The sequence below is a fragment of the Paenibacillus sp. FW101-FHT12H11 genome (genome assembly GCF_058790355.1).
Genome location: NZ_JBYTCO010000004.1, coordinates 366,629 through 390,984 on the forward strand (window position 1 = coordinate 366,629; position 24,356 = coordinate 390,984).

General features: G+C 50.2%; 25 protein-coding genes and 2 other annotated features. Of the genes, 22 read left to right on the top strand and 3 right to left on the bottom strand.

What is annotated here, in order from left to right; translation table 11 throughout:
• Nucleotides 1-192: 192 nt before the first annotated feature.
• Nucleotides 193-1,011, top strand: coding sequence for a molybdate ABC transporter substrate-binding protein (gene modA, locus AC3WTJ_RS15130; RefSeq protein ID WP_492522703.1), 819 nt, complete (start codon nucleotides 193-195; stop codon nucleotides 1,009-1,011).
• Complete coding sequence (gene modB, locus AC3WTJ_RS15135; RefSeq protein WP_492522704.1) at nucleotides 1,011-1,682, top strand: molybdate ABC transporter permease subunit; 672 nt, start codon at nucleotides 1,011-1,013, stop codon at nucleotides 1,680-1,682. The genes modA and modB overlap by 1 nt, the downstream gene beginning before the upstream one ends.
• Before the next feature lie 65 nt (nucleotides 1,683-1,747).
• Here modB and AC3WTJ_RS15140 read toward each other — a convergent pair whose 3' ends face one another.
• Entirely contained in the window at nucleotides 1,748-2,362 is a 615-nt protein-coding gene (locus tag AC3WTJ_RS15140) for a TetR/AcrR family transcriptional regulator (protein WP_492522477.1), read from the bottom strand.
• A gap of 177 nt (nucleotides 2,363-2,539) precedes the next feature.
• On the opposite strand from AC3WTJ_RS15140, the gene AC3WTJ_RS15145 reads away from it, so the two are divergent.
• Nucleotides 2,540-3,709: a YhgE/Pip domain-containing protein gene (locus AC3WTJ_RS15145; RefSeq protein WP_492522478.1), complete on the top strand. Its 1,170-nt coding sequence runs from the start codon at nucleotides 2,540-2,542 to the stop codon at nucleotides 3,707-3,709.
• Nucleotides 3,710-3,809: 100 nt separating this feature from the next.
• Entirely contained in the window at nucleotides 3,810-4,754 is a 945-nt protein-coding gene (locus AC3WTJ_RS15150) for an ATP-dependent DNA ligase (RefSeq protein ID WP_492522479.1), read from the top strand.
• A 52-nt stretch (nucleotides 4,755-4,806) separates the two neighbouring features.
• Here AC3WTJ_RS15150 and ku read toward each other — a convergent pair whose 3' ends face one another.
• On the bottom strand, nucleotides 4,807-5,679 hold the full coding sequence (gene ku, locus AC3WTJ_RS15155) for a non-homologous end joining protein Ku (protein WP_492522480.1): 873 nt from the start codon (nucleotides 5,677-5,679) through the stop codon (nucleotides 4,807-4,809).
• Nucleotides 5,680-5,853: 174 nt separating this feature from the next.
• Here ku and AC3WTJ_RS15160 point away from each other — a divergent pair, with 174 nt between their 5' ends.
• The 8 genes from AC3WTJ_RS15160 to AC3WTJ_RS15195 all read left to right on the top strand — a co-directional run bounded on the left by AC3WTJ_RS15160 (nucleotide 5,854) and on the right by AC3WTJ_RS15195 (nucleotide 14,566).
• Nucleotides 5,854-6,039, top strand: coding sequence for a hypothetical protein (locus AC3WTJ_RS15160; protein WP_127453534.1), 186 nt, complete (start codon nucleotides 5,854-5,856; stop codon nucleotides 6,037-6,039).
• On the top strand, nucleotides 6,036-6,218 hold the full coding sequence (locus AC3WTJ_RS15165; protein ID WP_315953766.1) for an H-type small acid-soluble spore protein: 183 nt from the start codon (nucleotides 6,036-6,038) through the stop codon (nucleotides 6,216-6,218). Before AC3WTJ_RS15160 ends, AC3WTJ_RS15165 begins: the two co-directional genes overlap by 4 nt.
• Nucleotides 6,219-6,334: 116 nt before the next feature.
• Entirely contained in the window at nucleotides 6,335-6,826 is a 492-nt protein-coding gene (gene tsaE, locus AC3WTJ_RS15170; RefSeq protein WP_492522705.1) for a tRNA (adenosine(37)-N6)-threonylcarbamoyltransferase complex ATPase subunit type 1 TsaE, read from the top strand.
• On the top strand, nucleotides 6,823-7,647 hold the full coding sequence (tsaB, locus tag AC3WTJ_RS15175) for a tRNA (adenosine(37)-N6)-threonylcarbamoyltransferase complex dimerization subunit type 1 TsaB (protein WP_492522481.1): 825 nt from the start codon (nucleotides 6,823-6,825) through the stop codon (nucleotides 7,645-7,647). The genes tsaE and tsaB overlap by 4 nt, the downstream gene beginning before the upstream one ends.
• A gap of 2 nt (nucleotides 7,648-7,649) precedes the next feature.
• Complete coding sequence (rimI, locus tag AC3WTJ_RS15180) at nucleotides 7,650-8,153, top strand: ribosomal protein S18-alanine N-acetyltransferase (RefSeq protein WP_492522482.1); 504 nt, start codon at nucleotides 7,650-7,652, stop codon at nucleotides 8,151-8,153.
• Between the two features lie 30 nt (nucleotides 8,154-8,183).
• The gene (tsaD, locus tag AC3WTJ_RS15185) at nucleotides 8,184-9,245 is read left to right on the top strand and encodes a tRNA (adenosine(37)-N6)-threonylcarbamoyltransferase complex transferase subunit TsaD (protein ID WP_492522706.1); all 1,062 of its coding nucleotides are present in this window, start codon (nucleotides 8,184-8,186) and stop codon (nucleotides 9,243-9,245) included.
• Between the two features lie 74 nt (nucleotides 9,246-9,319).
• Nucleotides 9,320-9,570 (top strand) — a binding site (T-box leader).
• A 38-nt stretch (nucleotides 9,571-9,608) separates the two neighbouring features.
• Nucleotides 9,609-9,863, top strand: a binding site (T-box leader).
• A 390-nt stretch (nucleotides 9,864-10,253) separates the two neighbouring features.
• Nucleotides 10,254-11,822, top strand: coding sequence for a 2-isopropylmalate synthase (locus AC3WTJ_RS15190; protein ID WP_492522483.1), 1,569 nt, complete (start codon nucleotides 10,254-10,256; stop codon nucleotides 11,820-11,822).
• Nucleotides 11,823-12,187: 365 nt separating this feature from the next.
• Nucleotides 12,188-14,566 (top strand): hypothetical protein, encoded by a 2,379-nt coding sequence (locus AC3WTJ_RS15195; protein WP_492522484.1) that lies wholly within the window; start codon nucleotides 12,188-12,190, stop codon nucleotides 14,564-14,566.
• A 191-nt stretch (nucleotides 14,567-14,757) separates the two neighbouring features.
• Here the strand turns inward: AC3WTJ_RS15195 and AC3WTJ_RS15200 are convergent, their stop codons facing one another.
• On the bottom strand, nucleotides 14,758-16,701 hold the full coding sequence (locus AC3WTJ_RS15200; protein WP_492522485.1) for an ABC-F family ATP-binding cassette domain-containing protein: 1,944 nt from the start codon (nucleotides 16,699-16,701) through the stop codon (nucleotides 14,758-14,760).
• 145 nt (nucleotides 16,702-16,846) lie between these two features.
• On the opposite strand from AC3WTJ_RS15200, the gene AC3WTJ_RS15205 reads away from it, so the two are divergent.
• The 10 genes from AC3WTJ_RS15205 (at nucleotide 16,847) to AC3WTJ_RS15250 (ending at nucleotide 24,280) form a co-directional block, all read left to right on the top strand.
• A complete protein-coding gene (locus tag AC3WTJ_RS15205; RefSeq protein ID WP_492522486.1) occupies nucleotides 16,847-17,680 on the top strand; it encodes an endonuclease/exonuclease/phosphatase family protein in 834 nt (277 codons plus the stop codon).
• A gap of 63 nt (nucleotides 17,681-17,743) precedes the next feature.
• The gene (locus AC3WTJ_RS15210) at nucleotides 17,744-18,373 is read left to right on the top strand and encodes a 5-formyltetrahydrofolate cyclo-ligase (RefSeq protein ID WP_492522487.1); all 630 of its coding nucleotides are present in this window, start codon (nucleotides 17,744-17,746) and stop codon (nucleotides 18,371-18,373) included.
• Nucleotides 18,374-18,389: 16 nt separating this feature from the next.
• On the top strand, nucleotides 18,390-18,878 hold the full coding sequence (moaC, locus tag AC3WTJ_RS15215; RefSeq protein ID WP_407869527.1) for a cyclic pyranopterin monophosphate synthase MoaC: 489 nt from the start codon (nucleotides 18,390-18,392) through the stop codon (nucleotides 18,876-18,878).
• 104 nt (nucleotides 18,879-18,982) lie between these two features.
• On the top strand, nucleotides 18,983-19,474 hold the full coding sequence (locus AC3WTJ_RS15220) for a MogA/MoaB family molybdenum cofactor biosynthesis protein (protein WP_029197035.1): 492 nt from the start codon (nucleotides 18,983-18,985) through the stop codon (nucleotides 19,472-19,474).
• Nucleotides 19,471-20,484 carry a molybdopterin-binding protein gene (locus tag AC3WTJ_RS15225; RefSeq protein ID WP_492522488.1) on the top strand — a complete coding sequence of 338 codons (1,014 nt, stop codon included), beginning with the start codon at nucleotides 19,471-19,473 and terminating at the stop codon, nucleotides 20,482-20,484. Before AC3WTJ_RS15220 ends, AC3WTJ_RS15225 begins: the two co-directional genes overlap by 4 nt.
• 12 nt (nucleotides 20,485-20,496) lie before the next feature.
• Nucleotides 20,497-21,039: a twin-arginine translocase TatA/TatE family subunit gene (locus AC3WTJ_RS15230; RefSeq protein WP_492522489.1), complete on the top strand. Its 543-nt coding sequence runs from the start codon at nucleotides 20,497-20,499 to the stop codon at nucleotides 21,037-21,039.
• Between the two features lie 72 nt (nucleotides 21,040-21,111).
• Nucleotides 21,112-21,870 (top strand): twin-arginine translocase subunit TatC, encoded by a 759-nt coding sequence (gene tatC / locus AC3WTJ_RS15235; RefSeq protein WP_157317797.1) that lies wholly within the window; start codon nucleotides 21,112-21,114, stop codon nucleotides 21,868-21,870.
• A 231-nt stretch (nucleotides 21,871-22,101) separates the two neighbouring features.
• Complete coding sequence (gene groES / locus AC3WTJ_RS15240) at nucleotides 22,102-22,383, top strand: co-chaperone GroES (protein WP_028553854.1); 282 nt, start codon at nucleotides 22,102-22,104, stop codon at nucleotides 22,381-22,383.
• A 93-nt stretch (nucleotides 22,384-22,476) separates the two neighbouring features.
• A complete protein-coding gene (gene groL / locus AC3WTJ_RS15245; RefSeq protein ID WP_127457281.1) occupies nucleotides 22,477-24,105 on the top strand; it encodes a chaperonin GroEL in 1,629 nt (542 codons plus the stop codon).
• A gap of 49 nt (nucleotides 24,106-24,154) precedes the next feature.
• Entirely contained in the window at nucleotides 24,155-24,280 is a 126-nt protein-coding gene (locus AC3WTJ_RS15250; RefSeq protein ID WP_492522490.1) for a hypothetical protein, read from the top strand.
• Nucleotides 24,281-24,356: the final 76 nt, after the last annotated feature.

Consider the following 24,356-nt stretch of genomic DNA (forward strand, 5'->3'; position numbering starts at 1 on the left):
ATCCTCTATCATAAGCGGATCTACGGTGTAAGACAATCTTAATCCCTTCTAGAAAAAAGAATGATTATATAATAGAATGAAACTAAACCATGCTATTTATATTTAAATAGATACAATAATGATGATGGAGGGGTTATTTTGTTTGAAAAAGGACTATTTGGTTATGTTTTATTACTTCTGGTTATTACTTCAATGGTATTTACAGGGTGCGCTAGTACGAAAGAGCCGGCAGCGACTGCTCCAGCAGCGACGGCGCAAACGACACAAGCTACACCATCGCCGGCACCGGCCGCAACAGCTTCAACACCGGCGGAGAAAGTGGAATTGACGATTTCTGCTGCTGCCAGCTTAACGGATGCTTTGAAAGAAATTCAAACGAGCTACGAAGCTAAAAATAAACAAATTAAGCTGAACTATAACTTTGGCGCTTCTGGAGCGCTTGAGCAGCAAATTGAGCAAGGAGCTCCAGCTGACGTATTTTTATCGGCAGCGACCAAAAATATGAAAGCACTCATTGACAAACAGTTGATTGACGCTGCACAGCAAAAGAACCTGCTGATCAACGAATTGGTGCTTGTTGTGCCGGCAGATGGCAAAGTAGCGGTTCAGAAAGTGGAAGATCTAACGTCTGATGGCGTTAAACACGTTGCGATTGGCGAGCCGCAAACCGTTCCGGCAGGAAGTTATGCCAAAGAAGCGCTGACACAAACAAAGCTTTGGGATGGGCTGCAAGCCAAAATCGTACAGGGGAAAGACGTTCGCCAGGTACTGACTTATGTAGAATCAGGAAATGCTGAAGCTGGTTTCGTCTACAAAACCGATGCGCTGACTTCGCAAAAAGTGAAAGTTGCTCTAAGCGTAGACTCCAAAACTTACACGCCGATCGAATACCCGGCCGGCATTGTCAAAGCAACCAAACATAGCAAAGAAGCTGCGGATTTCTATGCTTACCTTCAAACGAAAGAAGCACAGGATGTCTTTGTGAAATACGGCTTCACGATTCCAAAATGATGGAACAAATCGCTTGGCGTGACTTCTTTGATCCCATCCTGCTTTCGCTGAAAGTAGCGGCGGTATCCAGTGTATTTGTTCTTATTCTTGGCGGCTTGGCGGCCTGGGGAATGTCGCGGCGAAGCTTCCGCGGGAAGTCCTTCGTCGAAACGGCGATTCTGCTGCCTCTGGTGCTGCCGCCGACCGTTGTTGGCTTCATCTTGCTGGTGGTTCTCGGCAAAAAGAGCTGGATCGGTGCAGGGATGGAGATGTTATTTAATCAGTCCATTATTTTTACATGGGGTGCTGCCGTCATCGCTTCGATTGTGGTCGCTTTTCCCCTTGTGTATCAAACGATGAAAACAGGCTTTGCTTCCGTCAGCAGAGACGTGGAGGATGCAGGAAGATCATCGGGAGCAAAGGAGTGGCAGGTGCTGCGTTATATCACGCTGCCACTTGCGTGGCGCTCGATAACGGCCGCATACATCCTTGGTTTTGCCCGGGGGTTGGGGGAATTCGGCGCAACGCTCATGATTGCGGGCAACATCCCGCATAAGACGCAGACGTTGCCGACAGCGATTTATATCGCAGTGGAGTCGGGGAACCAGACCCTCGCGTGGTGCTGGGCAGGGTCGATTATTGTGATCTCCTTTGGGTTGGTTTTGTTCGTTAATCGCAAAAGTGTCAATTAAAGAAACTAAAGCGTGTTATTTCGTCAATTTTGCCGAAGTAATACGCTTTAGTTTTTTATTTGCGGTTATTTCGTTGTAGGTGGCAGGAAACCTAGTGCTCGCAGCGGGCCATGGTACATGATATTACACATATATTTGGCTAGCTCAGCCGGGGTTTGTTGCCGGCCGTTTCGGATCCATTCCAGGATGAAGCCGAAGTGGGCGGAAGACACGTAGCCGATCAGGATGTCGGCCGGCACAAGCAGAATGTTGTGGGGCTGAGATTCAATCAGCTTGCGGTACATATGGGAGTGAATGGTTTCCTTCATCAAAATGGAGAAGGACAAATCCCCATTCTGGCCGAGCATGACCTCGAAGAAATCCGCCTGCGAGTCGAAGTACTCATAGAGACGAATAAGCCCGTCATACACTTTGCCCTCCAAAGCTTGGTTAAACATATCCCTTGGCTCCAACTGTGCGACGATGCGCAGCAGCCCTTCATGGAATTCAGATTTGATGTGTTCACGCAAATCCAGTACGTCTTTGTAGTGCAAATAAAACGTACCGCGGTTAATATTTGCTTGGCGTGTCAGATCGCTGACGGTGATGGTCTCGAGTCCTTTTTCTTTCATAAGCGCCACCAAGGCGTCGCGAAGTGCTTGTTTCGTCTTCGCTTTCCTTCTGTCTAACTTCTCCAGCATGTCCGAATGCCCCCGAAAAATGATTTTATAGCGATAATCAACAGTGCTTTCCGATGGTGTTCATTACACGACAGTTCCTTGAAACATTGGGCATTGATCGTTTATTAAACCTGATTATAATCAACAATGTGGTCATTATTCAACAAACTGTTGATTATTAATTAGGAGGTTAATCCCATGTCTTTTTTCAAAATGAAGACTGCCCGTATAGGTTTCGTTGTCGTTTTCGTTGTCATTCTCGTCTTCGGGCTTGCTTTAATGGGTCCTGTGCTAAGTGCAAAACCGCAACATTTGCCTGTGGCGCTCGTCAACCTCGATCAACCTGCTACACTGCCTGATGGCAGCGCGTTAGCGGTTGGAGAGATGGTGAAAGAGAAGTTGAAGGGCATCTCAGAACTTCCGGTCAAATGGGTGGAGGTCAGTTCGGAAGCGGACCTTGCGACCCTGCTTGATGAACAGAAGGTGTACGGCGCATTGGTGCTCCCCACAGACTTAAGCTCGGGTGTCGCTTCGCTGCAGTCATCTTCTCCTAAGCAGGCGACTGTCCGTATCGTGCTGAACGAAGGGACTAATGCGCAGGCCGTCTCGGCTGTCCGAATGATTCTGCAGCAGGTAACGAACACGATAAGCACGCAGTTGTCGGGGCAATTGCTTGGCCAAGTCGGACAGCGGACACAGCAAATGCCGGTATCTGCGGCAAACGCACTTTTGCATCCGTTCCAATTGACGGAGCAAGTTGTACATCCCGTTGGCGCGAATAATGCAAATGGCAGCGCGCCGAACTTGCTTGTGCAAATCATGTGGTTGGCCTGCATGGTGGCAACCGCCTTCCTCTTCGTTACCGCTAGGCAGCATGGCCAAAATAGACACAGCCTCGCTGGTACAGTTGCCTCTCAGCTCACAGCTGGCGTGCTGCTCGTTACAGTCGCATCGGCGTTCTTGCTGTGGATGGCGCATGCCTGGTATGGCATGGCGATTGCACAGCTGGGGGCAACCTGGCTGTACCTCTGGCTCATGGCAGTGGCATTCTTCCTCGTGCAGACGGCGCTGCTCAACTGGATCGGACTGCCGTCGATGCTGCTGCTCGTGCTCATCTTTTTCTTCTCGATGCCGGTGATCGGCATGCCGCAGGAATTGCTGCCGCAAGTGACGGCTGACTGGCTGTACTCGTGGACGCCTTTCCGCTATGCGGCTGCGGGTCTTCGAAGCATCATGTATTTCGCTGGCAAAGGGGCTTTGAGCCAAAGCTTGTATGTGCTTGTTAGCATGGCTGCCGCTGGCTTGATCTTGGCCCTGGCAGCCATGTTGAAACCTCGCAAGGCGGCTCAGCCTTCGGTTGCGGCATAAGCAACCCATGACAGTTCCACCCACCGGCTTCAGGCTGATGGGTTTTTCTTTTTCAGGAATGGCGATAATAAGAATACCGATGAAACAAGTGGAGGAATGTATGGAACTAACGCCTGTAATTCCTTTCGAGCCGATTAGCACAGAGGCATTGCCCGAGTCTGGCGATTGGGTGGCGCAAATCAAGTGGGATGGGGTCCGAATGCTTACGTATTTCGATGGCAACGAAGTCCGTCTCATCAACCGGAGATTAAACGATCGAACGATGCAATACCCGGAGATAGCTAATATTTCAACCTACTGCAAAGCCAAGTCCGTTATTTTAGACGGGGAAATTATTGCGCTCAAAGACGGGAAGCCATCCTTTCATGAAATCATGCGAAGAGATGGGGTAAGAAACTCCAAGAACATTCCACAGCTCCTAAAAACCGTCCCCGTCGTTTATATGATTTTTGACATCCTGTTTCTTGACGGACAATGGGTGGTTGATCAGCCGCTAAAACAGAGGCAGCAGCTTTTATCAAAAGTCGTCTCGACGAGTGAAATGATCCAGCTTGTTCCTAACCATTCCGATCCTGCCTCGCTATATGCCGTGATGGAGCAGCATGACATGGAAGGGATTGTGCTCAAAGATGTAAACAGCAAATACCAACTTAACGGCAAGGATAAGCGATGGATGAAAAAGAAAAATATTCATGATCTTGTCGCTGTCGTAGGCGGGGTAACGAAGAGAGGGAACTTAGTAAATGCTGTTATGCTGGGGCTTTATGACGATGCCGGAGAGCTCTGGTACATAGGCCATGCAGGAACCGGAAGGCTGACGCAAAGCGATTGGAGATCGTTAACCGAAGTTACGGATAAAATGGTTTTGGAGAAAAGGCCGTTTATCAACACGCCCGAAAGGTCTAAAGAAGCCATCTGGATTCAGCCTCTCATTACGGTCAAAATCAATTATATGGCCTGGACGCGAGAGCGAAATTTACGCCAGCCAAGCATTCAAGCTATTGTTTCGGTATCGCCTGAGGCGTGCAATTTTAAGCAAATTTAGCGAAAAAAAGCCTGTTCGGTTACCAATAACCGGACAGGTTTTTTCGTGATTTCTAAGTAACAGGTTCCTTCGCTTTTTTGGCGCGCGGCTTAGCTTTTGGTTTCTTTTCCTCCGTAACGGTCGCATCAGGCTCCAACGTCACTTTGCCGTCATCGGGGGACTTGGTGGCGTCAAGGCTCGCTTGCAGAGCAGCCATAAGGTCGATAACGCTCGTTTTTTGCAGGGCAGGCGCGGCTTGCACTTCTTCTCCCGCAATTTTGTGTTCGATAGCTTCCAGCAATCGTCCCCGATATTCATCTTTATATTTTTCGGGTTCAAAAGGAGATGACAATTGGCTGATCAGCATTTTGGCCATGTCTAACTCCCGCTCGTTCACAGTTACCTTTTCCGGCAAGTTGGGAACTTGCGAGATGGGACGAATTTCGTCGGGGTAGAAAATGGTTTCAAGCGCCAAGCAGTTCTCAATGACACGAATCGCGGCTAGGGAGCTCTTGGAGCGGATCGAAACTTTGGCGATGCCGATTTTGCCGGTTTGGCGCATCGAATCGAGCAGCAAATTATAAGCGCCCGCACCCGTATCCCCAGGGCCTAGATAGTATGTTTTTTGAAAATAAACAGGATCGATATCCGTCAAGTTGACGAAGTCCAAAATTTTGATCTCTTTATTCGCTTCTCCTGAGATCGTTTCCAACTCTTCCTTTTCAAAAAGGACGAATCGCCCTGGTTCATATTCATAACCTTTCGTAATTTCATCCCACTCTACTTCCTTGTCGCAAGTCTGGCATTTGCGTACATAAGCTAGCGGGGTTATGCAGGTTTTATGTATATATCGCATGGAGATGTCTTTATCTTCCGTAGCCGAAAACATTTTTACAGGCACATGTACAAGTCCGAAAGAGATAGCGCCTTTCCAAACCGTATGCATCGCTGGATTCCTCCCCAAATGAACTTTATTGTACTAGTATTCTCTTGATTTATTTCCTTTATACGGATGCAATTTAAGAGAATGGTTTGCTCTCCGAGTGGGTACGTTAATGATGCAAGTTTATTGTTAACTAGCTTGTCATAGGCAAAGCTAATGCTAAGGAGGGATTCACGGATGGCACAAGATTCAAATGCAACCCAAGATACAAGCAATCAGGGTCAAGAAGATCATTTTATGGATATTGACCGTATGATTAATGAGGGCTTGGGAGGCGGCAACGTCACCATGCATAACGGATTAATCGAGTCCACGTCAACGGATACGATGGATCATCCAGAATCCGTATTGGATGAGCCATGAACCTTCATCGCGCTCAGGAAATTTTAGCCGCTGATGAAAAGATTACGGTTGAACTGAATGGCGTTCCCGTCTGGATCGACAGTGTCGACTCCAACAAAGCGCTTGCTAAGGTTCATGCCGAAGAAAACCCGGCCGATTCCCGATTAGTGACCGTTCAAGAGCTTGAAGAGGTTCACTGACGGAAATGGCAAGCCGGCCCCGATACGATTCGGGGCCGGCTTTTTTTCATTTCAGGTTGCTGTCGCCTGCTGGCGAAGTCTATAATAGGAGCAGCAAGCGCAATCGGAAGAAAGGGATGAGATCACTGGCTCAATCCACATTTACGTACTACTCCCAACATGAGGATGATACGGATCTACTTGGGAATTTGTTGGCAGCCTATTTAACTCCCGGCTCCGTCCTGACGTTAGACGGTGATTTGGGAGCAGGCAAGACGAGATTTTCGCAAGGTTTTGCAAGGGCGATAGGCATTCAAGAACACGTTAACTCCCCCACGTTTACAATTATTAAAGAATATGAGGGAGCTAAGCTTCCTTTCTACCATATGGATATGTACCGCATTTCCCAAGAGGAGGCGGACGAGCTGGGGCTGGAGGATTACTTCTATGGAACCGGCGTGACCTTGATTGAATGGTCAAGCCTGATTGAAGATCTTCTGCCGCAGGAGCGACTTGCCATTACGATATCCCTTCAGGGGGATCAAACCAGAGTGTTTCACCTGACTCCGCACGGAGATCCGTATGTGAGTTGGTGTGTGCAGATGAAGGAGAACGGACATTTACAATGACAGACCGGACCAATTATTCAGGACGATGCTTAGCCATCGATACCTCATCTTCAGCGATGACAGTTGCGATTCTAGAGAACGGAAAGATGCTGGGCGAGGTAAGTTCGCATGCTGAGCGGAATCACTCTATCGGATTGCTTCCCCATATTCAAGATTTGCTGGCTCTACTACAGCTGAAACCGAAAGACCTGCAAGCTGTTGCAGTGGGACAAGGCCCAGGCTCGTACACAGGGGTGCGTATTGCTGTTTCTGTTGCCAAGACTTTTGCCTGGTCGCTGGGACTTGATCTTATCGGAGTATCCAGCTTGGAAGCGATGGCGCTTGGCGGAGCGATGAAGCAGGAGGACAAGAGCAATAAGGGGCTCACGTGGGTCGTGCCGCTATTGGATGGAAGGCGCAAACAGACGTTCACAGCTGTTTACGCGTATTCAGGTGTTTCGCCGATGTCGGATGAAGGGGTGCTAACAGCAGATTGGCATGAAGTGCTGCCGGATGGTATTCGAGTCATTGGACCTTGGCTTACACAGCTGCTCGAGCAGGCGGCAAGTGCAGAGCCTGAACAAGCGCCGCATAAGATCCTTTTTGTAGGCGAAACGGAGGGTTTCAGCGAAGAACTTGCACAATTTGCGCAAGATTGGAAAGGGAGCTTCGAACAGCTTTCCTACGGGATCGAAGCCCAGTATATCGGCACGCTTGCCTACCCTCGATTAGCTAAGGGTGAGAAGGCGGATGTGCATACGTTTGTGCCAAATTACACTAGGCTGCCGGAAGCAGAAGCGAATTTGTTGGCCGGCATTCAGGTGAAGAAGGGAGGGAATTGATCGTGGAACAACATCAACCGCAGACAACGGAAGAAACGTTGGTTTTTCGCTCCATGCAGATGGATGATATTCCCTTTATTTGTGAAATTGAGCAGGAAGCCTTTACGACACCTTGGACCAAAGGCGCTTTTGAAAATGAATTAACGAACAATCAGTTCGCTCATTATATGATCATGGATATCGGCGGCGAAGTCGCAGGATACGGCGGCATGTGGCTCATTATGGAAGAGGCGCATGTAACGAATATTGCTGTCCGAGACTCTTACAGAGGCCGTAAGCTCGGAGAGCGTCTTATGCGTGAGTTGATGAAAACAGCCGCTTTTCTCGGGGCGATTCGCATGACGCTTGAGGTCCGGGCATCGAACTACGTGGCGCAAAATTTGTATGAAAAAGTCGGCTTCCGCTCCGTTGGTGTACGCAGAGGTTACTATACCGATAATCGTGAAGATGCGGTCATTATGTGGGCGGATTTGCCTAAGAGAAGAAAGGATAGTCTCGGGGATTGAGGCTTTCGGCAGGTGAAGAATGTGAGTAAATTGGATCAACAACAACGAGAAGTTACGGAAGCAAGTACAGATAAATCTAGCAAACCCGTCTATATTTTGGCCATTGAAACAAGTTGTGATGAAACCTCTGTCGCGATTGTCGAAAATGGTAAAATCATACGCTCGAACGTGATTTCGAGCCAGATTGAGACGCATCAACGTTTTGGCGGCGTCGTGCCTGAGGTGGCTTCCCGGAAGCACGTGGAGTCGATCACGTGGATGCTGGAGGAAGCCGTTGACAAAGCGGGCGTATCGCTTCAGGAGCTATCAGCGATTGCCGTCACAGAGGGTCCCGGCTTGATCGGGGCTCTGTTGGTTGGCGTCGTTGCAGGCAAAGCGCTGGCCTGCGCATTGGATCTGCCGCTCATCGGTGTTCACCATATTGCGGGACATATTTATGCGAATCAGCTCGTGCATGAGCTGGAATATCCGCTGATTTCCCTCGTCGTGTCCGGCGGGCATACCGAGCTCGTGCTGCTTGAGGCGCCGGGCAAATTCCGCATCATCGGGCGAACACGCGATGACGCGGCCGGCGAAGCCTACGACAAAATCGCCAGAGCCATGGGGCTGCCCTACCCTGGCGGTCCCCACGTGGATCGGCTTGCCCAGGAAGCCGAATCCGAGATCAAGCTGCCGCGCTCGTGGCTCGAGGCAGATTCTTACGACTTCAGCTTCAGCGGGTTGAAATCCGCTGTGCTGAACGTCGTCAACCAAAGCAAAATGCGCGGCGAAGCCGTCCAAATCGCGCAAATCGCCAAAGGCTTCCAAGCCTCCGTCATCGACGTGCTTGTCGAAAAAGCGGCGCGCGCCGTCCGCGAATACGGCGCCAAACAGCTCCTGCTCGCGGGCGGAGTCGCCGCGAATAAAGGGCTACGCAGCGCGCTTGCTGAGCGCTGCGGCCAGTTGGACGTGCCGCTGCTAGTGCCTCCGCACGCCCTATGTACGGACAACGCTGCGATGATAGGCGCAGCCGCTTTCTTGAAGTGGGACAAGCAGGAGTTCGACTCCATGGAGCTCAAAGCGGAACCGCAGCTTAAGCTGGAAGAATGGTAGTCTGAAAAAAATAAATGTTCAGATAACGGTATTGACTTTGCCAAATGTGCATATTATAATCACAATCAATACTTTAAAACGCATCGAACGGGATTAGTACGGAACCTCAGTTTCGCTCAGAGAGCTGTGCGCTTGGTGAAAGCACAGACGAAACGTGACCAGAACTCGCCCGGGAGCGGTAAGGCTGATATGGATGCCAAGGATCCAGCACCCAAGTAGGTCTTGACGGTTGACCCCCGTGATCGGGTACATGAGTGGTTTCGAGTGTAACAGCTCGGATCAATTAGAGTGGTACCGCGGAAGGTTCAGACCTGTCGTCTCTTATTATAGAGATGGCAGGTCTTTTTGGTTTTCGAATATAGAACAAACGCAATGAACAAGAGTAGTAAGGGCTCACTTCTACGGTACAGAAAGCTGCGGGTTGATGCGACGCAGACCGTGAACGCCCCGAACTCGCTTGGAAGCGGTCATCCTGATCGGCAGTATCACCTGCTGTTAGGGATGAACGGATGACCTCCGTGATCAGGTGACATAGCAGCCGCTATGTCTGAGGTGGGCTTCGTGATGCGGAGCCAACAAGAGTGGTACCGCGCTGGGTGAAGACCCGTCGTCTCTTATGTGGAGATGACGGGTCTTTTTGTCGTCTCCGTCTCTGGGACGGGGAGTTCTGCCGCAATAAGCGGTGGAAAGGGAACTCCAGGGCGCTATTTCAGCGTAGAAAGCCTCTAAAGCTTGGGAGAGGGAACTGAGGTCCGCTATTTCAGCGTTTTTCGTGAAAATATGGCCCGCGGAGAGAGAATAAGGCCCTGTAGTTCCACATCGCGAGCTGAACCTCAACTTTTCGTAGGGATAGAGGAGTGAGGTTCCCTTAAGTGAAAAAGAGAAACATGATTATCAGGCAACAACATCAACAACGTGAACATCAACAACTGACTAAGTATCAAGCACCATCACAAACAACAAACCATAGCCAACAAAGATTGGCTCTAATTCAAGGAGGAACTGACCATGGAAAATAACACAAACCGCCGCATTCGCATTTTCGATACGACACTTAGAGACGGAGAGCAAGCGCCAGGCGCTTCACTGTACCCGGAAGAAAAAATCCGCATCGCAAGACAGCTGGCGAAAATGGGCGTCGATACGATAGAGCCCGGCTTCCCTATATCGAGCCCTGGCGACTTTCATGCGGTACAGCAAATTTCACGCGAACTGCAAAGCGTAGAAATTTGCGGATTTGCCCGCGCGATGAAGGCCGATATTGATTCAGCGATCAAAGCTACACAAGACGCAGCGTCGCGCCGTATTCACATGTTCTTGTCCTCCTCGGACATCCACCTGGATTTCCAGCTTCGCAAATCCCGTCAGCAGGTCGTCGAGATGGCTCGATCCATGGTCGCGTACGCGAAGCAGTTCGTGAACAACATTGAATTCTCGCCGATGGATGCTACACGGACCGGGGATGAATTCCTGTTTGAAGTGCTGGAGGCAGTCATCGCAGAGGGTGCTACGATTCTGAACATTCCGGACACAGTCGGCTATGCGCTGCCGGAAGAATACGGAGCGATGTTTCGCAGAGTGCGCCAAAGTGTAAGAGGCGGCGATACGGTCGAGTACAGTGCGCATTGTCATAACGATCTGGGGCTTGCTGTAGCGAATAGCCTTGCGGCTATTGCGGCTGGGGTTACACATGTTGAGGTAACGGTGAACGGGGTAGGAGAGCGCGCAGGTAACTGTTCCCTCGAAGAACTCGTGATGGCGATAGAGACACGCAAGCAAACGATGGGCGTGGAAACAGGGATTGTGTCCAGCGAGATTTTCAACACATCCAAAATGGTCAGCCGCATCATGGGCTTCCCGATTGCTTACAACAAGCCGATCGTTGGAAGAAATGCCTTTCAGCACGAAGCGGGCATTCATCAGGACGGTTTGCTGAAAAACCGCAATACTTACGAAATTATGGACCCGGAAAAGCTGGGTATTCCACGCTCCATGATCATTCTTGGCAAGCATTCCGGAAGACATGCGCTGAAACACCGCGTAGGCCAATTTGGCATTGAGCTTTCAGGAGAAGAACTGGATACACTGTACACCAAGTTCAAAGAAAAAGCCGACGAACAGAAAATGGTAACCGACGATCAGCTTCTGGAGCTTGTTGGTTCAACGGTCGATGGGCAAATGGAGCCATTTACACTGACGCACATGCAGGTCGTTTCCAGCAGTGATCGCAATCGTGTGGCTTCCGTCTCGGTTCGAAACAATCAGACAGGTGTTGAAAGTGTCTACTCAGGCACTGGCGAAGGCCCAATCGAAGCAATCGTGCAAAGCCTGCGTCAAGCGATTCCGATGGATGTGGACTTCTCCGATCTGGAGCTGCATTCCTTGTCCACAGGTGAAAAAGCAACCGGAGAAGCGGAGGTCACGATCACGGTAGAAGGTCAAACCTATAAGAATACAGGTATCGACCAAGATGTGCTGGTAGCTGTGGCAAAAGCATTTATCTCCGCGTGTAACCAAGCGATTCGCATGCAAGGTCATCCTGCGGCAGATTCCACGGAAGTGACGACTGCTTCCTAATGGGTTCCGCCTACCCGAATTGTGAGAAAACTTAGTTATATACACGACTTGTGAACAAAGTTATACACATGGCTTGTGGATAATGTGTATAACATCAAAATTTCCCTATAGATCAATGGTTATAAAGGCGGAATTTGTCGAATAACTTTTTCACAAGTTTTTGTGGATAATGTGGATAAGATTGTGGAAAACAGTAGAAAACCTTTAGGAGGGGCGGATTTCGCCCTTCTTTTTTTTGTGGATAACGCTGTGTATGCAGAAAATAGACGTTTTGAGCCTCATTTTAAATTTTCGGAACAATCAAGCAGTGGATACTTTCACTTATGGATGAAAATGCTAAATGCTAAAACAGCAGGAGAATGTCCATGAAATTTAGAAAAATGGTCCGAACTGTGGGTATCTTGGGTTTTGTTTTACAGTTGTCCACAATTTGGGGGCCTGCGGCGGCTCATGAGGATACAACCATCCACAATAGTGATCGAAATGAAAGAATCGAACGATCTGAAGGATCCGAAAGATCTAAACAAGTGACCGTGGTTTCGATACCGGGTCTTTCTTTTCAGGAGGTTCGACCTGACCAGTTAGAGGGCTTTCCTCATTTTAAGCAAATGACAGAGTTAGGCGCAGTAGGCGCTATGAATATTCGCACGGCAAATCGCTCAATGCGGGATGTGTATGCCTCTTTAGGAGCAGGCGAACCTGCTGTAAGCAATGTGGAGGCGCTCGCATTTGAAGCGAAAGAGTCCAGACATGGTGTTCGTGTGTCAGACCTAATGAACCGATATACGGGTCTATTGGAAGGAGAGAAAACCGGACTTTTAAAGGAAGACTCTCTGATCGTTCCTGAGCTGTCCACGCTCAAGCGGCTTAACAAGGAGCAAGCCTATGGCGTAGGCGCATTGGGAGACTTGTTGAAAACGTATGGCGTTCATCGCAATGTGCTAGGTAGCAGTGATTTGGGAAGGGGAATGCACCAGGAACAGAAGCAATTACGTCGCTTTGCTCCGCTTATGCTTATGGACTCTAATGGAACTGTGGATAAAGGAACACTTGGTGAGGAGGCGGCGATAGCTGCTGTGGATAGAGCAAGCGGTGTAAGTACCGATTATGCACATCTGATTTCATTGTGGAAAAATAGGCAGCAGCCAAGCATAACGCTAATTGAATTAGGTGATTTATACAGATTGTATAATGAGAAAACGCATTACGATCAGGATCGGTTTAATGAGCTCAAAAAATGGGTGCTGCGTGACATGGACCAATGGTTGGGGCAATTGATGGAGGCGATGCAGCCTGGCATAGACAGCCTATGGTTGTTCTCGCCAGAGGTAAATGTGGAAGCAGCCAAAAGCAAACTATACTTATCCCCAATTCTTCATTACTCAAAAGACGGTGGAGCAGGGATACTTGTATCAGAATCTACCCGCAGGCAGGGGGTTGTGACTTCACAAGATTTCACAAGTACGCTGCTGAGCGAGTTCAAAATCCCGATTCCTATCGGGTTGATAGGGATCCCTATAGCTTTCACTGGGGGGAGCCATGCACTGGATCAGCTTGTGAAGGATCAAAGCAATATGCAGATGATTTATCGCAGCAGACCCTCGCTGCTGTACCCTTTTGCCACTTTTGAGATGATTGTCCTCCTGCTTGCATTGATCTATATTGTGTGGATAAAAAGGACGGGAAAAAAAGAGGCAGTTCATGCTCATGACGTTCTGCGGATCGTACTGCTGTCACTTTTGACCGCACCAGCCGTTATGTTGTTACTGGGATGGGTCGCTGTGCCAGCAGTAACGCAATTTGGAATCGATGGAGCTATCATCGTTCTCGTTTGCAGCTTCATCGTGGGGAGTTTGCTACTGGCCATGATTCTTTCAGCATACAGCGAAATAACAACGATGATTTGGCTAGGAGTAGGAAACGCGGCACTCATCGTACTGGACGCCTGTACAGGGGCGCACGCGATGAAATATTCCGTGCTCGGCTATGATCCGATGATCGGCGCACGCTACTACGGCATCGGCAACGAGTACATGGGCGTCCTGATCGGCGCCCTCGTTCTCGGCATAACGGCGGCTTTGCAGCGCCGTTATGCCGCTCGCGGCACGCGAGCTTCGCGCGCGGCGGCGCTCGCCGCCTGCGCGGCGTTCTTGCTCGTGACGGTGTGCCTGACGGCACCGTCACTCGGCGCGAACGCGGGCGGCGCCCTGAGCGCCGCGGTCGCCTTCGGCGTAGCCGGCGCGCAGTGCTTCGCCGGCGAACGCTGGCGCGAGCTGCGCCTAGGCAGGGCTTCGGCCCTGCTGGCAGCGCTGCTCGCGCTGGGAGTTGGGGCGCTGTGGCTGCTCAACAGCGCCGACTCTCCCGCGGCGTTCGCGCGGGAGAGCCATGTCGGGCGCGCGTTCCACGCGCTGCGCGCCGGGCAGTTCGATCAGATCGGGCATCTGATCGTGCGGAAGCTGCGGATGAACGTGCACCTGCTTCGTGCATCCGTCTGGAGCAAAGTGCTCATCACGAGCCTCTTCGTGATGGCTGTGTTAGTGCTCCGCCCTCGCGGCCGCCTGCGCGTATGGCAGAACAAAAACCCGTACTGGATGTACGGGTTCTCTGCGAATATGATCGGAGCCATCGCAGCGCTGCTGCTGAATGACTCCGGCATTGTTGCCGCGGCGACGATGATTGTTTACGTCGCCGTTCCATTGCTGCTGCTGCGCCTGCGGGAGCTGGCGGCCCAGCCGGACGCTTAACGTGCAGCGCAGCTTGTTCAGCAGATGCTATTGCAGCTTTTAATGATGGCGGGCATGAAATTTCGGCGGTATGAAGTGCCAGATTTCTAACTGAGCAGCCTCAAAAGGCCCTCTCACGCAGCTTCCTAGCGGAAGCAGAGCGCGAGAAGGCCTTTACTGCTTTCTCAGAATGAGAAAACTAAGCTTACTCTTCAAGCGAGCAAAGTTTCCCACTCTTCATAACAAGCAGCAAGTGCGCTCTTCCGCTTGTCGACCTCGGCCGTCTTCTCCTGAACGAGGACGTAGTTGTTGTACACGTCTGGATCGGCAAGCTCCGCCTCCAAGGCGGAGACTTCGTCCTCCAAGCGCGCGATGTCGAGCTCAAGCTGCTCCAGCTTACGCTGGCGGCTGCGTTCTTCCCGCTTAGCCACCTTGTCCGCTTCATACCCGCCGCCGCTGACGGCGGGTTCATTTTTGCCTACGCTGCCAGCGGATTTTTTCTCCGCTTCTTTGGCTAGTCGCTTCGCTTCCATTTCGGCAAGCTCCGCTTTTTTCTCCAAATAATCGTCGTAGTTGCCAAGATAAGCGGTAAGCCCGTCCTTTTGCAGATCGAGCATGCTTTCGGCCATTTTATTCAGGAAGTAGCGGTCATGGGAGATGAATAGGAGGGTGCCCTCATAATCCATCAACGCCGATTCCAGCACTTCTTTACTATATAGATCCAAATGGTTGGTAGGCTCATCGAGGATGAGCACATTCGCTTTTTGCAGCATGAGCTTGGCCAAAGCTACACGGGCTTTTTCGCCGCCGCTTAAGGCAGAAACTTTCTTGAAGACTTCTTCTCCGCTGAACAAGAAATTGCCGAGCACGGTGCGAATCCGGGCTTCTTCCAGATGCGGATAGGTGTTCCACACTTCCTCGAGCACGCTGTTGGAGGGAGTTAGGCCTGTCTGCTCTTGATCGTAATAGCCAATTGTGACGCCCGTTCCCCATTTGAAAGTGCCGGCGTCTTGTTTGTGCTGACCGATTAATGTCTTGAGCAGCGTCGATTTGCCGACCCCGTTGGGGCCGATGAGAGCAGCCGTTTCCGAGCGGCGCAGCTGGAAGGAGACACCGTCGAGCAGACGGTTTTTCCCGTCATAGGAAAGTGCCAAACGATCGACCTGAAGGACTTCTTTACCAGATGTCTGCTCGATTTCAAAAGAAAACGAAGCGCGCTTCAAATCGCCTAAAGGCTTATCCAGACGATCCATTTTCTCGAGCTGCTTGCGGCGGCTTTGCGCTCTTTTGGTCGTAGAAGCACGCACGATGTTGCGCTGTACAAAGTCCTCCAGCTTCGCGATCTCTTCCTGCTGCTTCTCGAATTGCTTCATTTCAATTTCGTAGTTAGCTTCTTTGATCTCGATAAAACGGGAATAGTTGCCCGTGTACCGTTTGGAAGCATGGCGTTCAATTTCATAAATGGACGTGGCTAGAGCATCCAGGAAAAAGCGGTCATGGGATACGACCAGAATTGCACCCGGATAACCCCGCAGGTATCCTTCCAACCAAGTCAGCGTCTGGATGTCCAAATGGTTCGTAGGCTCATCGAGCATGAGCAGATCGGGTTCTTCGAGCAGCATTTTCGCCAAAGCCAATCTTGTTTTCTGGCCGCCGCTTAACGTCTGAACAAGGGTGTCGGGCGAAAACTGGCCGAAGCCCATCCCGTGAAGAATCCCGCGAATTTTGGCTTCGATCTCGTACCCGCCCTGCTCACGGAAATATTCGGAGCGCCCCGCGTACCGATTCATCGTCGTTTCGTACTTTTTCTCATCCTCAATGAGGGAGGGGTCAGCCATCTGGGCTTCCAGCTCGCGCAGCTCTCTCTCTGTTTCCAGCAAGGAGCTGAAAACGCTGAGCAGTTCGTTCCAAATGGACTTGTCCGTTTGCAGACCGCTGTTTTGTTTTAAATAACCGATTTTCGTTTCTTTCGCTTTGAAAAGATCGCCGCTGTCATAAGACATTTCACCGGCAATAATCTGGAGCAAGGTTGACTTCCCGGCACCGTTGACGCCGACTAGACCAATACGTTCCTTGTCCTCGATTTGAAGCGTTATATTAGAGAGTACAGAACGTACCCCGTAGCTTTTGGAAATGTTAGAAACCTGTAATAACATCTTCTGCTGCCTCCTGCTTATTAATGAAAGAATCTGTGCAAGTCGTGAACCAAACTGCCTATAATCCCATCAATTCACTAGTATACACCATGCGTGAGTACGTCGTATGCTTAATTTTGCATAGAGGCTGAAGGGGGATAGAGGGATGGCGTACGTGTCATTGCGGCTTGCCAGATATATAGGTTTTTTTGCGCTGCTTGTTGTTGTGCTTGCGTCGCCAATCCAGGGCTGGGATAAAGGCTTATTATCCAATATTCCCGTTATGCCTGCCGCTAGTATGGAAGCGCCTGCTTCCTTCACTGTTATGTCTTTTAATATGCACCACGGAGAAGGCATGGATGGTAAAGTGGATATCATTCGGATTGCCGATCTTCTACGGCATGGAAATGCCGATATTATCGCTCTTCAAGAAGTAGACCGTTACCGCCTGCGCAGCGGATTTGTGGACCAGGCCCAAGAACTTTCGGAGATGCTCGGCATGCATATGGTTTATAGTCCTAGTCTAACCTATAAGGTAGGTCAATATGGCATGGCTCTTTTGAGTCGCTATCCGATTATCGACAGCAGTTGGGCGCTTCTTCCCGGAAATCTGGAAACGAGGAGCCTGCTAATGGCGACGATACAGATTGGCTCCGAGCCCGTCCATGTTGCCACGACCCATTTGGGACTTTCCGAGGAGGATCGGCGGCTTCAGCTTACACGTATATCGGAGCTTTTGGCAGATAAACAAGGCCCGCTTGTCGTTGCCGGTGATTTTAATATGGAAGAGGAAGCCTTTCCAGTCAAAATGAACAGGATGTCGCTCATAGACGTCCCATTAAGCAAAGTCTCACAGGGCACTTTTGCAGGCGGTCAAAGGATCGATTATGTTTTTGCGAATGTGAAAAATAGCGGTTCTGCATGGACGGTTCCGACGATATTTTCGGACCATTTTCCTGTTATAGCGCGGTTTATAATGGGGACTACAGCACGAGTATAGTTTTTTTCTTTGTTTATGTTAAAATGGGGGAAACCACTCCTTGTTAGGAAGGGCTGAGCCAGTATGAACATTCGTGAACGGAAAATTGAACTACGTAAGGATATGGAAGAAGTACGCTCATCCATTACAGCGGAAGAACGGGAAAAGAAGCAGCAGCGCATTCATGAGCGAATGACGAAGCTTTGTTCAGATAGACTTCTTGGTGCTCAGCAGCAGGAGACGTCCGTTCCCCCTACGATAATGACTTATATGCCATTCCGGTCGGAGCTGGATGTTGCTCCACTCATGGAATGGTGTTGGCAGCAGGGAATTCGTGTGCTCGTGCCGAAGGTTGTAGCAGATACGAAAACAATGAATTTGCATATCATACACGCCTACGACGATCTGGAGAGCGGTGCCTGGGGAATTCGAGAGCCTCATAGCAATGTGCCGATCGAGCCGGATTTATCCACCATTTCGATGATCCTGGTGCCAGGGCTTGCCTTTGACATGGATTTCGGAAGGCTGGGGTATGGCGGCGGTTTTTATGACAGATTCATGCAGTTATTTGCTGCGCGGGGTCTGAAGAGGCCTTTTGCGGTTGCTGCTGCTTTTGATAAGCAGTTGATTCCTGCAGTTCCCTCCTCCTGGCACGATTTCCGGGTGGATGGCATTGTTACCGAAAGCAAAATGGTTTTCAAAACAGAAACATAAAAGGGAGGTAAGTGATTTGCCCGATTCCTCTCCATTAACCCATTTTAACGAACAGGGACGAGCTCGCATGGTTGACATTTCGGACAAACCGGAGACGAAACGAACAGCGACAGCCCGTTCGACTTTGCTTATGAAAAGCGAGACACTCTCCCTAATTAAGCAGGGTAAAATGAAAAAAGGCGATGTCCTCGCTGTCGCGCAGGTGGCTGGCATCATGGCCGCAAAAAAAACGTCAGATTGGATTCCTATGTGCCACCCGATCGCTTTATCGGGCATAGATATTCAATTTGCCGATAATGGCAACAATGAACTCTACATAGAAGCAACTGTCCGGACGACGGGACCGACAGGCGTGGAGATGGAGGCTTTAACAGCCGTATCCGCCGCCGCGTTAACCGTCTATGACATGTGCAAAGCCGCAGAGAAAGACATGATCATTAGCTCCACGATGCTGGTCACGAAAACGGGCGGTAAAAATGGGGATTTTCACAGACAAGATAGTTGATTGAGACGCGACTTAGACCACTGGGGTTGGCGCATAGATGAAGTCGACGATCATTCCGTAGTAGGGGTTATCTCATTCAGTTAACAAGGGAGAGGTGACGAAGGATGCACTGGAAAGTTGCGATTTTGACAGCCAGTGACCGCGGTTACCGAGGAGAACGAGAAGACACCAGCGCTCAGGTAATCCGCGAGCTCATTGAAGAAGAGATTCAAGGCGAGATCATCGAGTACCGTGTTGTACCGGACGAGATGGATGAAATTATGGCTTCATTGATAGAAATGACGGACTACTATCAGGCTGATCTGATTTTAACAACAGGCGGGACGGGGCTGGCGCCTCGCGATGTGACGCCGGAAGCAACGCTGAATGTTATTGACCGGGTTGCTCCGGGTTTTGCCGAAGCGATGCGGATGATTTCCATGCAAAAGACGAGGAAAGCGATGCTGTCCAGAGCGGTATCGGGTATTCGCGGCCGCACGTTGATTATTAATTTGCCAGGCAGTCCCAAAGGTGTGCAGGAGAATCTCATGGCGATCATCGATCAGTTGCCGCATGCGCTGGGGATTCTAACAGGCAAAGAAGGTGACCACGGATGAGCAAGCAGGAGTCCATGCTGCGCGAAGTGAAGGTGGAGGATGCCGTTGGGATGATCCTGCCGCATGATCTGACGCAGATTTTGCCGGGCGAGTTCAAAGGCCGGCTGTTCCGCAAAGGCCACCAGGTGACGGAGGCGGATATTCCGGCACTGCTCAGCATTGGCAAAGAGCATATTTATGCGATGGAACTGCAGCCGGGCTACCTGCATGAGGATGAAGCCGCGCAGCGGATGGCGAGAGCGATAGCGGGCGACGAGCTCATTCTCACGGAGCCGCATGAAGGCAAAGTGAACGTGAAATCGCCGATTCGGGGCTTAGTCCGAATCGATAAAGCTTTTGTCGACAGCGTGAACGCGATCGACGAGGTTGTGATGTCGACCATCCGCAGCGGCGTGGTCGTGGAGGCAGGCGCTTCGCTGGTCGGCACGCGGGTGATCCCGCTGATTGTGGACGAAGCGAAGGTCGTGGAGGTCGAGCGGATTGCCGCCGCTCGCCGTGCGGAGGGCTTCACCTTGCTTGAGGTGAAGCCGTTTCGTAAGCTGCGCGTTGGCGTCGTGACGACGGGCAGCGAGGTGTTCAAGGGCCGAATCCAGGATAAATTCGGCCCGGTGGTGAAGGAGAAAGTCGCGCAGCTTGGCTCCGAGGTGGTAGACCAACGCTTCGCGCTCGACGATAGCGAAGCGATTGTTGGTGAGATCCACGCGCTGCTTGCGCAGAGCGTGGATCTGGTTTTGGTCACGGGCGGCATGTCCGTGGACCCGGACGACCGCACGCCGGGCGCGATCAAGCAAGCCGGCGCCCGCGTGGTCAGCTACGGCACGCCGATGCTGCCGGGCTCGATGCTGATGATCGCCTATCTGGGCGATGTGCCGATCATGGGCTTGCCGGGATGCGTGATGCATGACCCGTATACGTCCTTTGATGTGCTGCTGCCGCGTATTTGCGCAGGCGAGACGATTGTGCGCAGCGAAATTACGGAGATGGGGTATGGCGGGTTTTATCAGTGTTAGGAGATGAAAGACATGTTTCAAAACATTGGATTTACCGAGTTATTATTGATCGCGGTCGTTGCGTTAGTGTTGTTCGGACCTAATAAGCTGCCTGAGATTGGCCGTGTGCTGGGACGTACGCTCAGAGATTTCAAGAAGGGTGCCTACGAGCTCATGAACGATGAGCCGAAAGCGGCTTCACCTGCGCCTGAGGCGGTTCAGCAAGCTCCGCAGGCTTCCTCCTCTCCCGAGGAGGAAGCGCCCGCTGCTGTTGTCGCTTTTGCGAGCGGCTCGGCCTTGGGCGAGGCTGATGCATCGCCTGCGTCTCCAGCGCCGGCTGTTGTCGCTTTCGCGACGAGCGCTCCAGCCTTGGATAAGGCTGACGCGCTTTCAGTTCAGGCGGCGCCTGCAACCGCACAGCCTGCCGAGAAAGCGGCTGTGGCGTTCATGTCGAACACGCCCGGGCCTGAGTTGGATGACTTGGCGGAGGAATCCTCCGCACAGCGTGCGGCATCTACACCTGCAACGCCGGCGGCAGCTGTTCAACCAAGTCATTCGCGCCGCTTACCGGACTAGTTCATTTTTCTTTTTAGCATAACAAGTGGTTCAGTCTTACAGGCTCGATTCACTAGATCAGGTTGGTGAAATATGTCAACGAACGAAGAAATGTCACTCGTGGAGCACCTTGGTGAGCTGCGTAAACGGATCATGTGGATATTGGTTGTGTTGGTTATCGGGATGGTGGCCGGTTTGATTTCCGCCAAACCCGTTATTCGATACCTCAAAAATATTCCACCGGCCGATACGATTAGCTGGAATGTTTTTTCTCCATGGGATGCTTTGCGATTATATATGAATTTTGGCTTAGCCGTAGGGATCCTTATTACCTTGCCGGTTACGCTTTATCATATATGGGCCTTTGTTAAGCCGGGGCTGCGCGAGACGGAGCAGAAAGCTTCGATCATTTATATTCCTTATGCATTTGTGCTTTTTCTAGCAGGTCTTTCGTTCGGTTATTGGGTTGTTTTTCCAATGGCTTTTTACTTTACTTCTTCCATTAGCAAAAGTCTCGATATCACCGAGATGTATGGTGCGGCTGAATATTTTGCATTTATGTTCAATATTATTTTGCCATTGGCACTTGTGTTTGAGATGCCGATTGTCGTTATGTTTTTGACCAAAATCAGGCTTCTTAACCCGAAACGGTTACATAAATTCAGACGGTATGCGTACATGCTGCTCGTTATTTTGGCTACAGTGATTACGCCGCCGGATGCCATTTCGGCTATCCTCGTAGCTCTGCCGCTTATCGTTTTATATGAGTTCAGCGTATTTATGTCGCGTTTTATTTACCGTAAACAGCTGCTGCAGGATGCAGAATGGGAACGGGAATTCGGTCCCAAATAAGAAAACAGTCTGTCACTTTTGTGCAGGCTGTTTTTCTTTGCGGCAGGGAATATTTGTTTTTCATTTGGGTAGAATGAGGGGGGTGTTCGAAAGTACGAAAAATGTGTAAAAGGACTTGCAAATTACTCCCAGAATGAGTATCATAAGAGTTGTTGTTAGCACTAAACACATTCGAGTGCTAATAACCTTGAAACACACCATTACCAATTTTCTAAAGGAGGCTATTTTTCCATGATCAGACCGTTAGGTGATCGAGTTATCATTGAAGCCGTTGCGAAAGAGGAGACTACAGCAAGTGGTATCGTGCTGCCAGATACAGCGAAAGAAAAACCACAAGAAGGTAAAGTTGTAGCCGTAGGCGCAGGCGCGTTGAAAGATGGCGTTCGTGTTCCGCTTGAAGTAAGCGAAGGCGACCGCATCATTTTCTCCAAATACGCAGGAACTGAAGTGAAATACGAAGGCCGCGAACTGTTGATCTTGCGCGAAAGCGACATTCTCGCTGTATTAGCCTAATTTAGCAGGATATAGATCGGCATTACGTTTTACTTAGGTTTTCCGTTTTATTACTTACTATGTATCGTTTAAATAAGAGGAGGTTTCCTATTCATGGCAAAAGATATTAAGTTCAGTGAAGACGCACGCCGCGCGATGCTTCGCGGGGTAGATGCTTTGGCTAACGCTGTAAAAGTAACCCTTGGTCCTAAAGGCCGTAACGTTGTACTTGAGAAAAAATTCGGTAGCCCGTTGATCACGAATGACGGTGTAACGATCGCGAAAGAAATCGAGCTTGAAGATGCTTTCGAAAACATGGGAGCTCAACTTGTTAAAGAAGTTGCTACCAAAACAAACGATGTTGCCGGTGACGGTACAACAACAGCAACGGTTCTTGCTCAAGCTATGATCCGTGAAGGTCTGAAAAACGTTACTGCAGGCGCTAACCCAATGGTTATCCGCAAAGGTATCGAGAAAGCTGTTAAAGCGGCTGTGGAAGAGCTTCAATCCATCGCTAAGCCTATCGAAGGCAAACAATCCATCGCACAAGTTGCGGCAATCTCTGCTGCTGACGAAGAAGTAGGCGAGCTTATCGCTGAAGCTATGGAAAAAGTAGGTAAAGACGGCGTTATCACCGTTGAAGAATCCAAAGGTTTCTTGACTGAGCTTGAAGTTGTAGAAGGTATGCAGTTCGACCGTGGCTACACTTCCCCTTACATGATCACTGACACGGATAAAATGGAAGCTGTCCTTGACAACCCATACATCCTGATCACTGACAAAAAAATCTCCAACATCCAAGAAATCTTGCCTGTTCTTGAAAAAGTGGTTCAATCCGGTAAACAACTTCTGATCATCGCTGAAGATGTTGAAGGTGAAGCACAAGCAACGCTTGTTGTGAACAGACTCCGTGGAACATTCACTTGCGTAGCTGTTAAAGCTCCTGGTTTCGGTGACCGTCGTAAAGCTATGCTTGGCGATATCGCTGCTTTGACTGGTGGACAAGTGATCACTGAAGAGCTTGGTTTGGATCTGAAATCCACGCGTCCTGAGCAATTGGGTAGCGCGCGTCAAATCCGTGTAACTAAAGAAAACACAATCATCGTTGACGGTGCTGGCGACGCAAAAGACATCGCAGCACGCGTAACGCAAATTCGTTCCCAACTGGAAGAAACAACTTCCGATTTCGATAAAGAAAAACTGCAAGAGCGTTTGGCTAAGCTTTCCGGCGGTGTAGCGGTAATCAAAGTTGGCGCAGCGACTGAAACAGAACTGAAAGAGCGCAAACTTCGCATCGAAGATGCTTTGAACGCGACTCGCGCAGCTGTTGAAGAAGGTATCGTTTCCGGTGGTGGTACAGCTCTCGTGAACGTATACAACGCAGTAGCGAAAGTAGTAGCTTCCGGCGACGAGCAAACAGGTGTAAACATCATCCTGCGCTCCCTGGAAGAGCCAGTTCGCACAATCGCAGCTAACGCTGGTCAAGAAGGCTCCGTTATCGTTGAGCGCTTGAAAAACGAAAAAGTAGGCATCGGCTACAACGCAGCATCCGGACAATGGGTAAACATGTTCGAAGCTGGTATCGTTGACCCTGCGAAAGTAACGCGTTCCGCACTTCAAAACGCAGCTTCCGTAGCAGCTATGTTCTTGACTACTGAAGCGGTTATCGCTGACAAACCAGAAAAAGACAAACCAGGCATGCCTGATATGGGCGGCATGGGTGGAATGGGCGGCATGATGTAATTGGCTGAAAAGCCTATTGCTTCATAGCTAGCTCGAAGAGGCTCCTCAGATGAATCTGAGGAGCCTCTTTTTTATGATCGACAATGTCATTTTTAACGGACACAGTGGCCGCTATTTTGGCATTTTGGCTGCTTTTCTGGAGCTAACGGACAGGAGAGACGTTATTCGCTTATGATTGGAGTTGAAATGGGTATTTCAACTCCAATAGCGGCGCCTCAGTCCGTTAAATGTTAAATTGAGCCAAAAAGTTG

Excerpts from the sequence above, each read along its gene's own strand:
- modA (WP_492522703.1), top strand. The coding sequence starts at position 193 with ATGGTATTTACAGGGTGCGCTAGTACGAAAGAGCCGGCAGCGACTGCT.
- modB (WP_492522704.1), top strand. The coding sequence starts at position 1,011 with ATGGAACAAATCGCTTGGCGTGACTTCTTTGATCCCATCCTGCTTTCG.
- AC3WTJ_RS15140 (WP_492522477.1), bottom strand. The coding sequence starts at position 2,362 with ATGCTGGAGAAGTTAGACAGAAGGAAAGCGAAGACGAAACAAGCACTT.
- AC3WTJ_RS15145 (WP_492522478.1), top strand. The coding sequence starts at position 2,540 with ATGTCTTTTTTCAAAATGAAGACTGCCCGTATAGGTTTCGTTGTCGTT.
- AC3WTJ_RS15150 (WP_492522479.1), top strand. The coding sequence starts at position 3,810 with ATGGAACTAACGCCTGTAATTCCTTTCGAGCCGATTAGCACAGAGGCA.
- ku (WP_492522480.1), bottom strand. The coding sequence starts at position 5,679 with ATGCATACGGTTTGGAAAGGCGCTATCTCTTTCGGACTTGTACATGTG.
- AC3WTJ_RS15160 (WP_127453534.1), top strand. The coding sequence starts at position 5,854 with ATGGCACAAGATTCAAATGCAACCCAAGATACAAGCAATCAGGGTCAA.
- AC3WTJ_RS15165 (WP_315953766.1), top strand. The coding sequence starts at position 6,036 with ATGAACCTTCATCGCGCTCAGGAAATTTTAGCCGCTGATGAAAAGATT.
- tsaE (WP_492522705.1), top strand. The coding sequence starts at position 6,335 with ATGAGATCACTGGCTCAATCCACATTTACGTACTACTCCCAACATGAG.
- tsaB (WP_492522481.1), top strand. The coding sequence starts at position 6,823 with ATGACAGACCGGACCAATTATTCAGGACGATGCTTAGCCATCGATACC.
- AC3WTJ_RS15190 (WP_492522483.1), top strand. The coding sequence starts at position 10,254 with ATGGAAAATAACACAAACCGCCGCATTCGCATTTTCGATACGACACTT.
- AC3WTJ_RS15195 (WP_492522484.1), top strand. The coding sequence starts at position 12,188 with ATGAAATTTAGAAAAATGGTCCGAACTGTGGGTATCTTGGGTTTTGTT.
- AC3WTJ_RS15200 (WP_492522485.1), bottom strand. The coding sequence starts at position 16,701 with ATGTTATTACAGGTTTCTAACATTTCCAAAAGCTACGGGGTACGTTCT.
- AC3WTJ_RS15205 (WP_492522486.1), top strand. The coding sequence starts at position 16,847 with ATGGCGTACGTGTCATTGCGGCTTGCCAGATATATAGGTTTTTTTGCG.
- AC3WTJ_RS15210 (WP_492522487.1), top strand. The coding sequence starts at position 17,744 with ATGAACATTCGTGAACGGAAAATTGAACTACGTAAGGATATGGAAGAA.
- AC3WTJ_RS15220 (WP_029197035.1), top strand. The coding sequence starts at position 18,983 with ATGCACTGGAAAGTTGCGATTTTGACAGCCAGTGACCGCGGTTACCGA.
- AC3WTJ_RS15225 (WP_492522488.1), top strand. The coding sequence starts at position 19,471 with ATGAGCAAGCAGGAGTCCATGCTGCGCGAAGTGAAGGTGGAGGATGCC.
- AC3WTJ_RS15230 (WP_492522489.1), top strand. The coding sequence starts at position 20,497 with ATGTTTCAAAACATTGGATTTACCGAGTTATTATTGATCGCGGTCGTT.
- tatC (WP_157317797.1), top strand. The coding sequence starts at position 21,112 with ATGTCAACGAACGAAGAAATGTCACTCGTGGAGCACCTTGGTGAGCTG.
- groES (WP_028553854.1), top strand. The coding sequence starts at position 22,102 with ATGATCAGACCGTTAGGTGATCGAGTTATCATTGAAGCCGTTGCGAAA.
- groL (WP_127457281.1), top strand. The coding sequence starts at position 22,477 with ATGGCAAAAGATATTAAGTTCAGTGAAGACGCACGCCGCGCGATGCTT.
- AC3WTJ_RS15250 (WP_492522490.1), top strand. The coding sequence starts at position 24,155 with ATGAATCTGAGGAGCCTCTTTTTTATGATCGACAATGTCATTTTTAAC.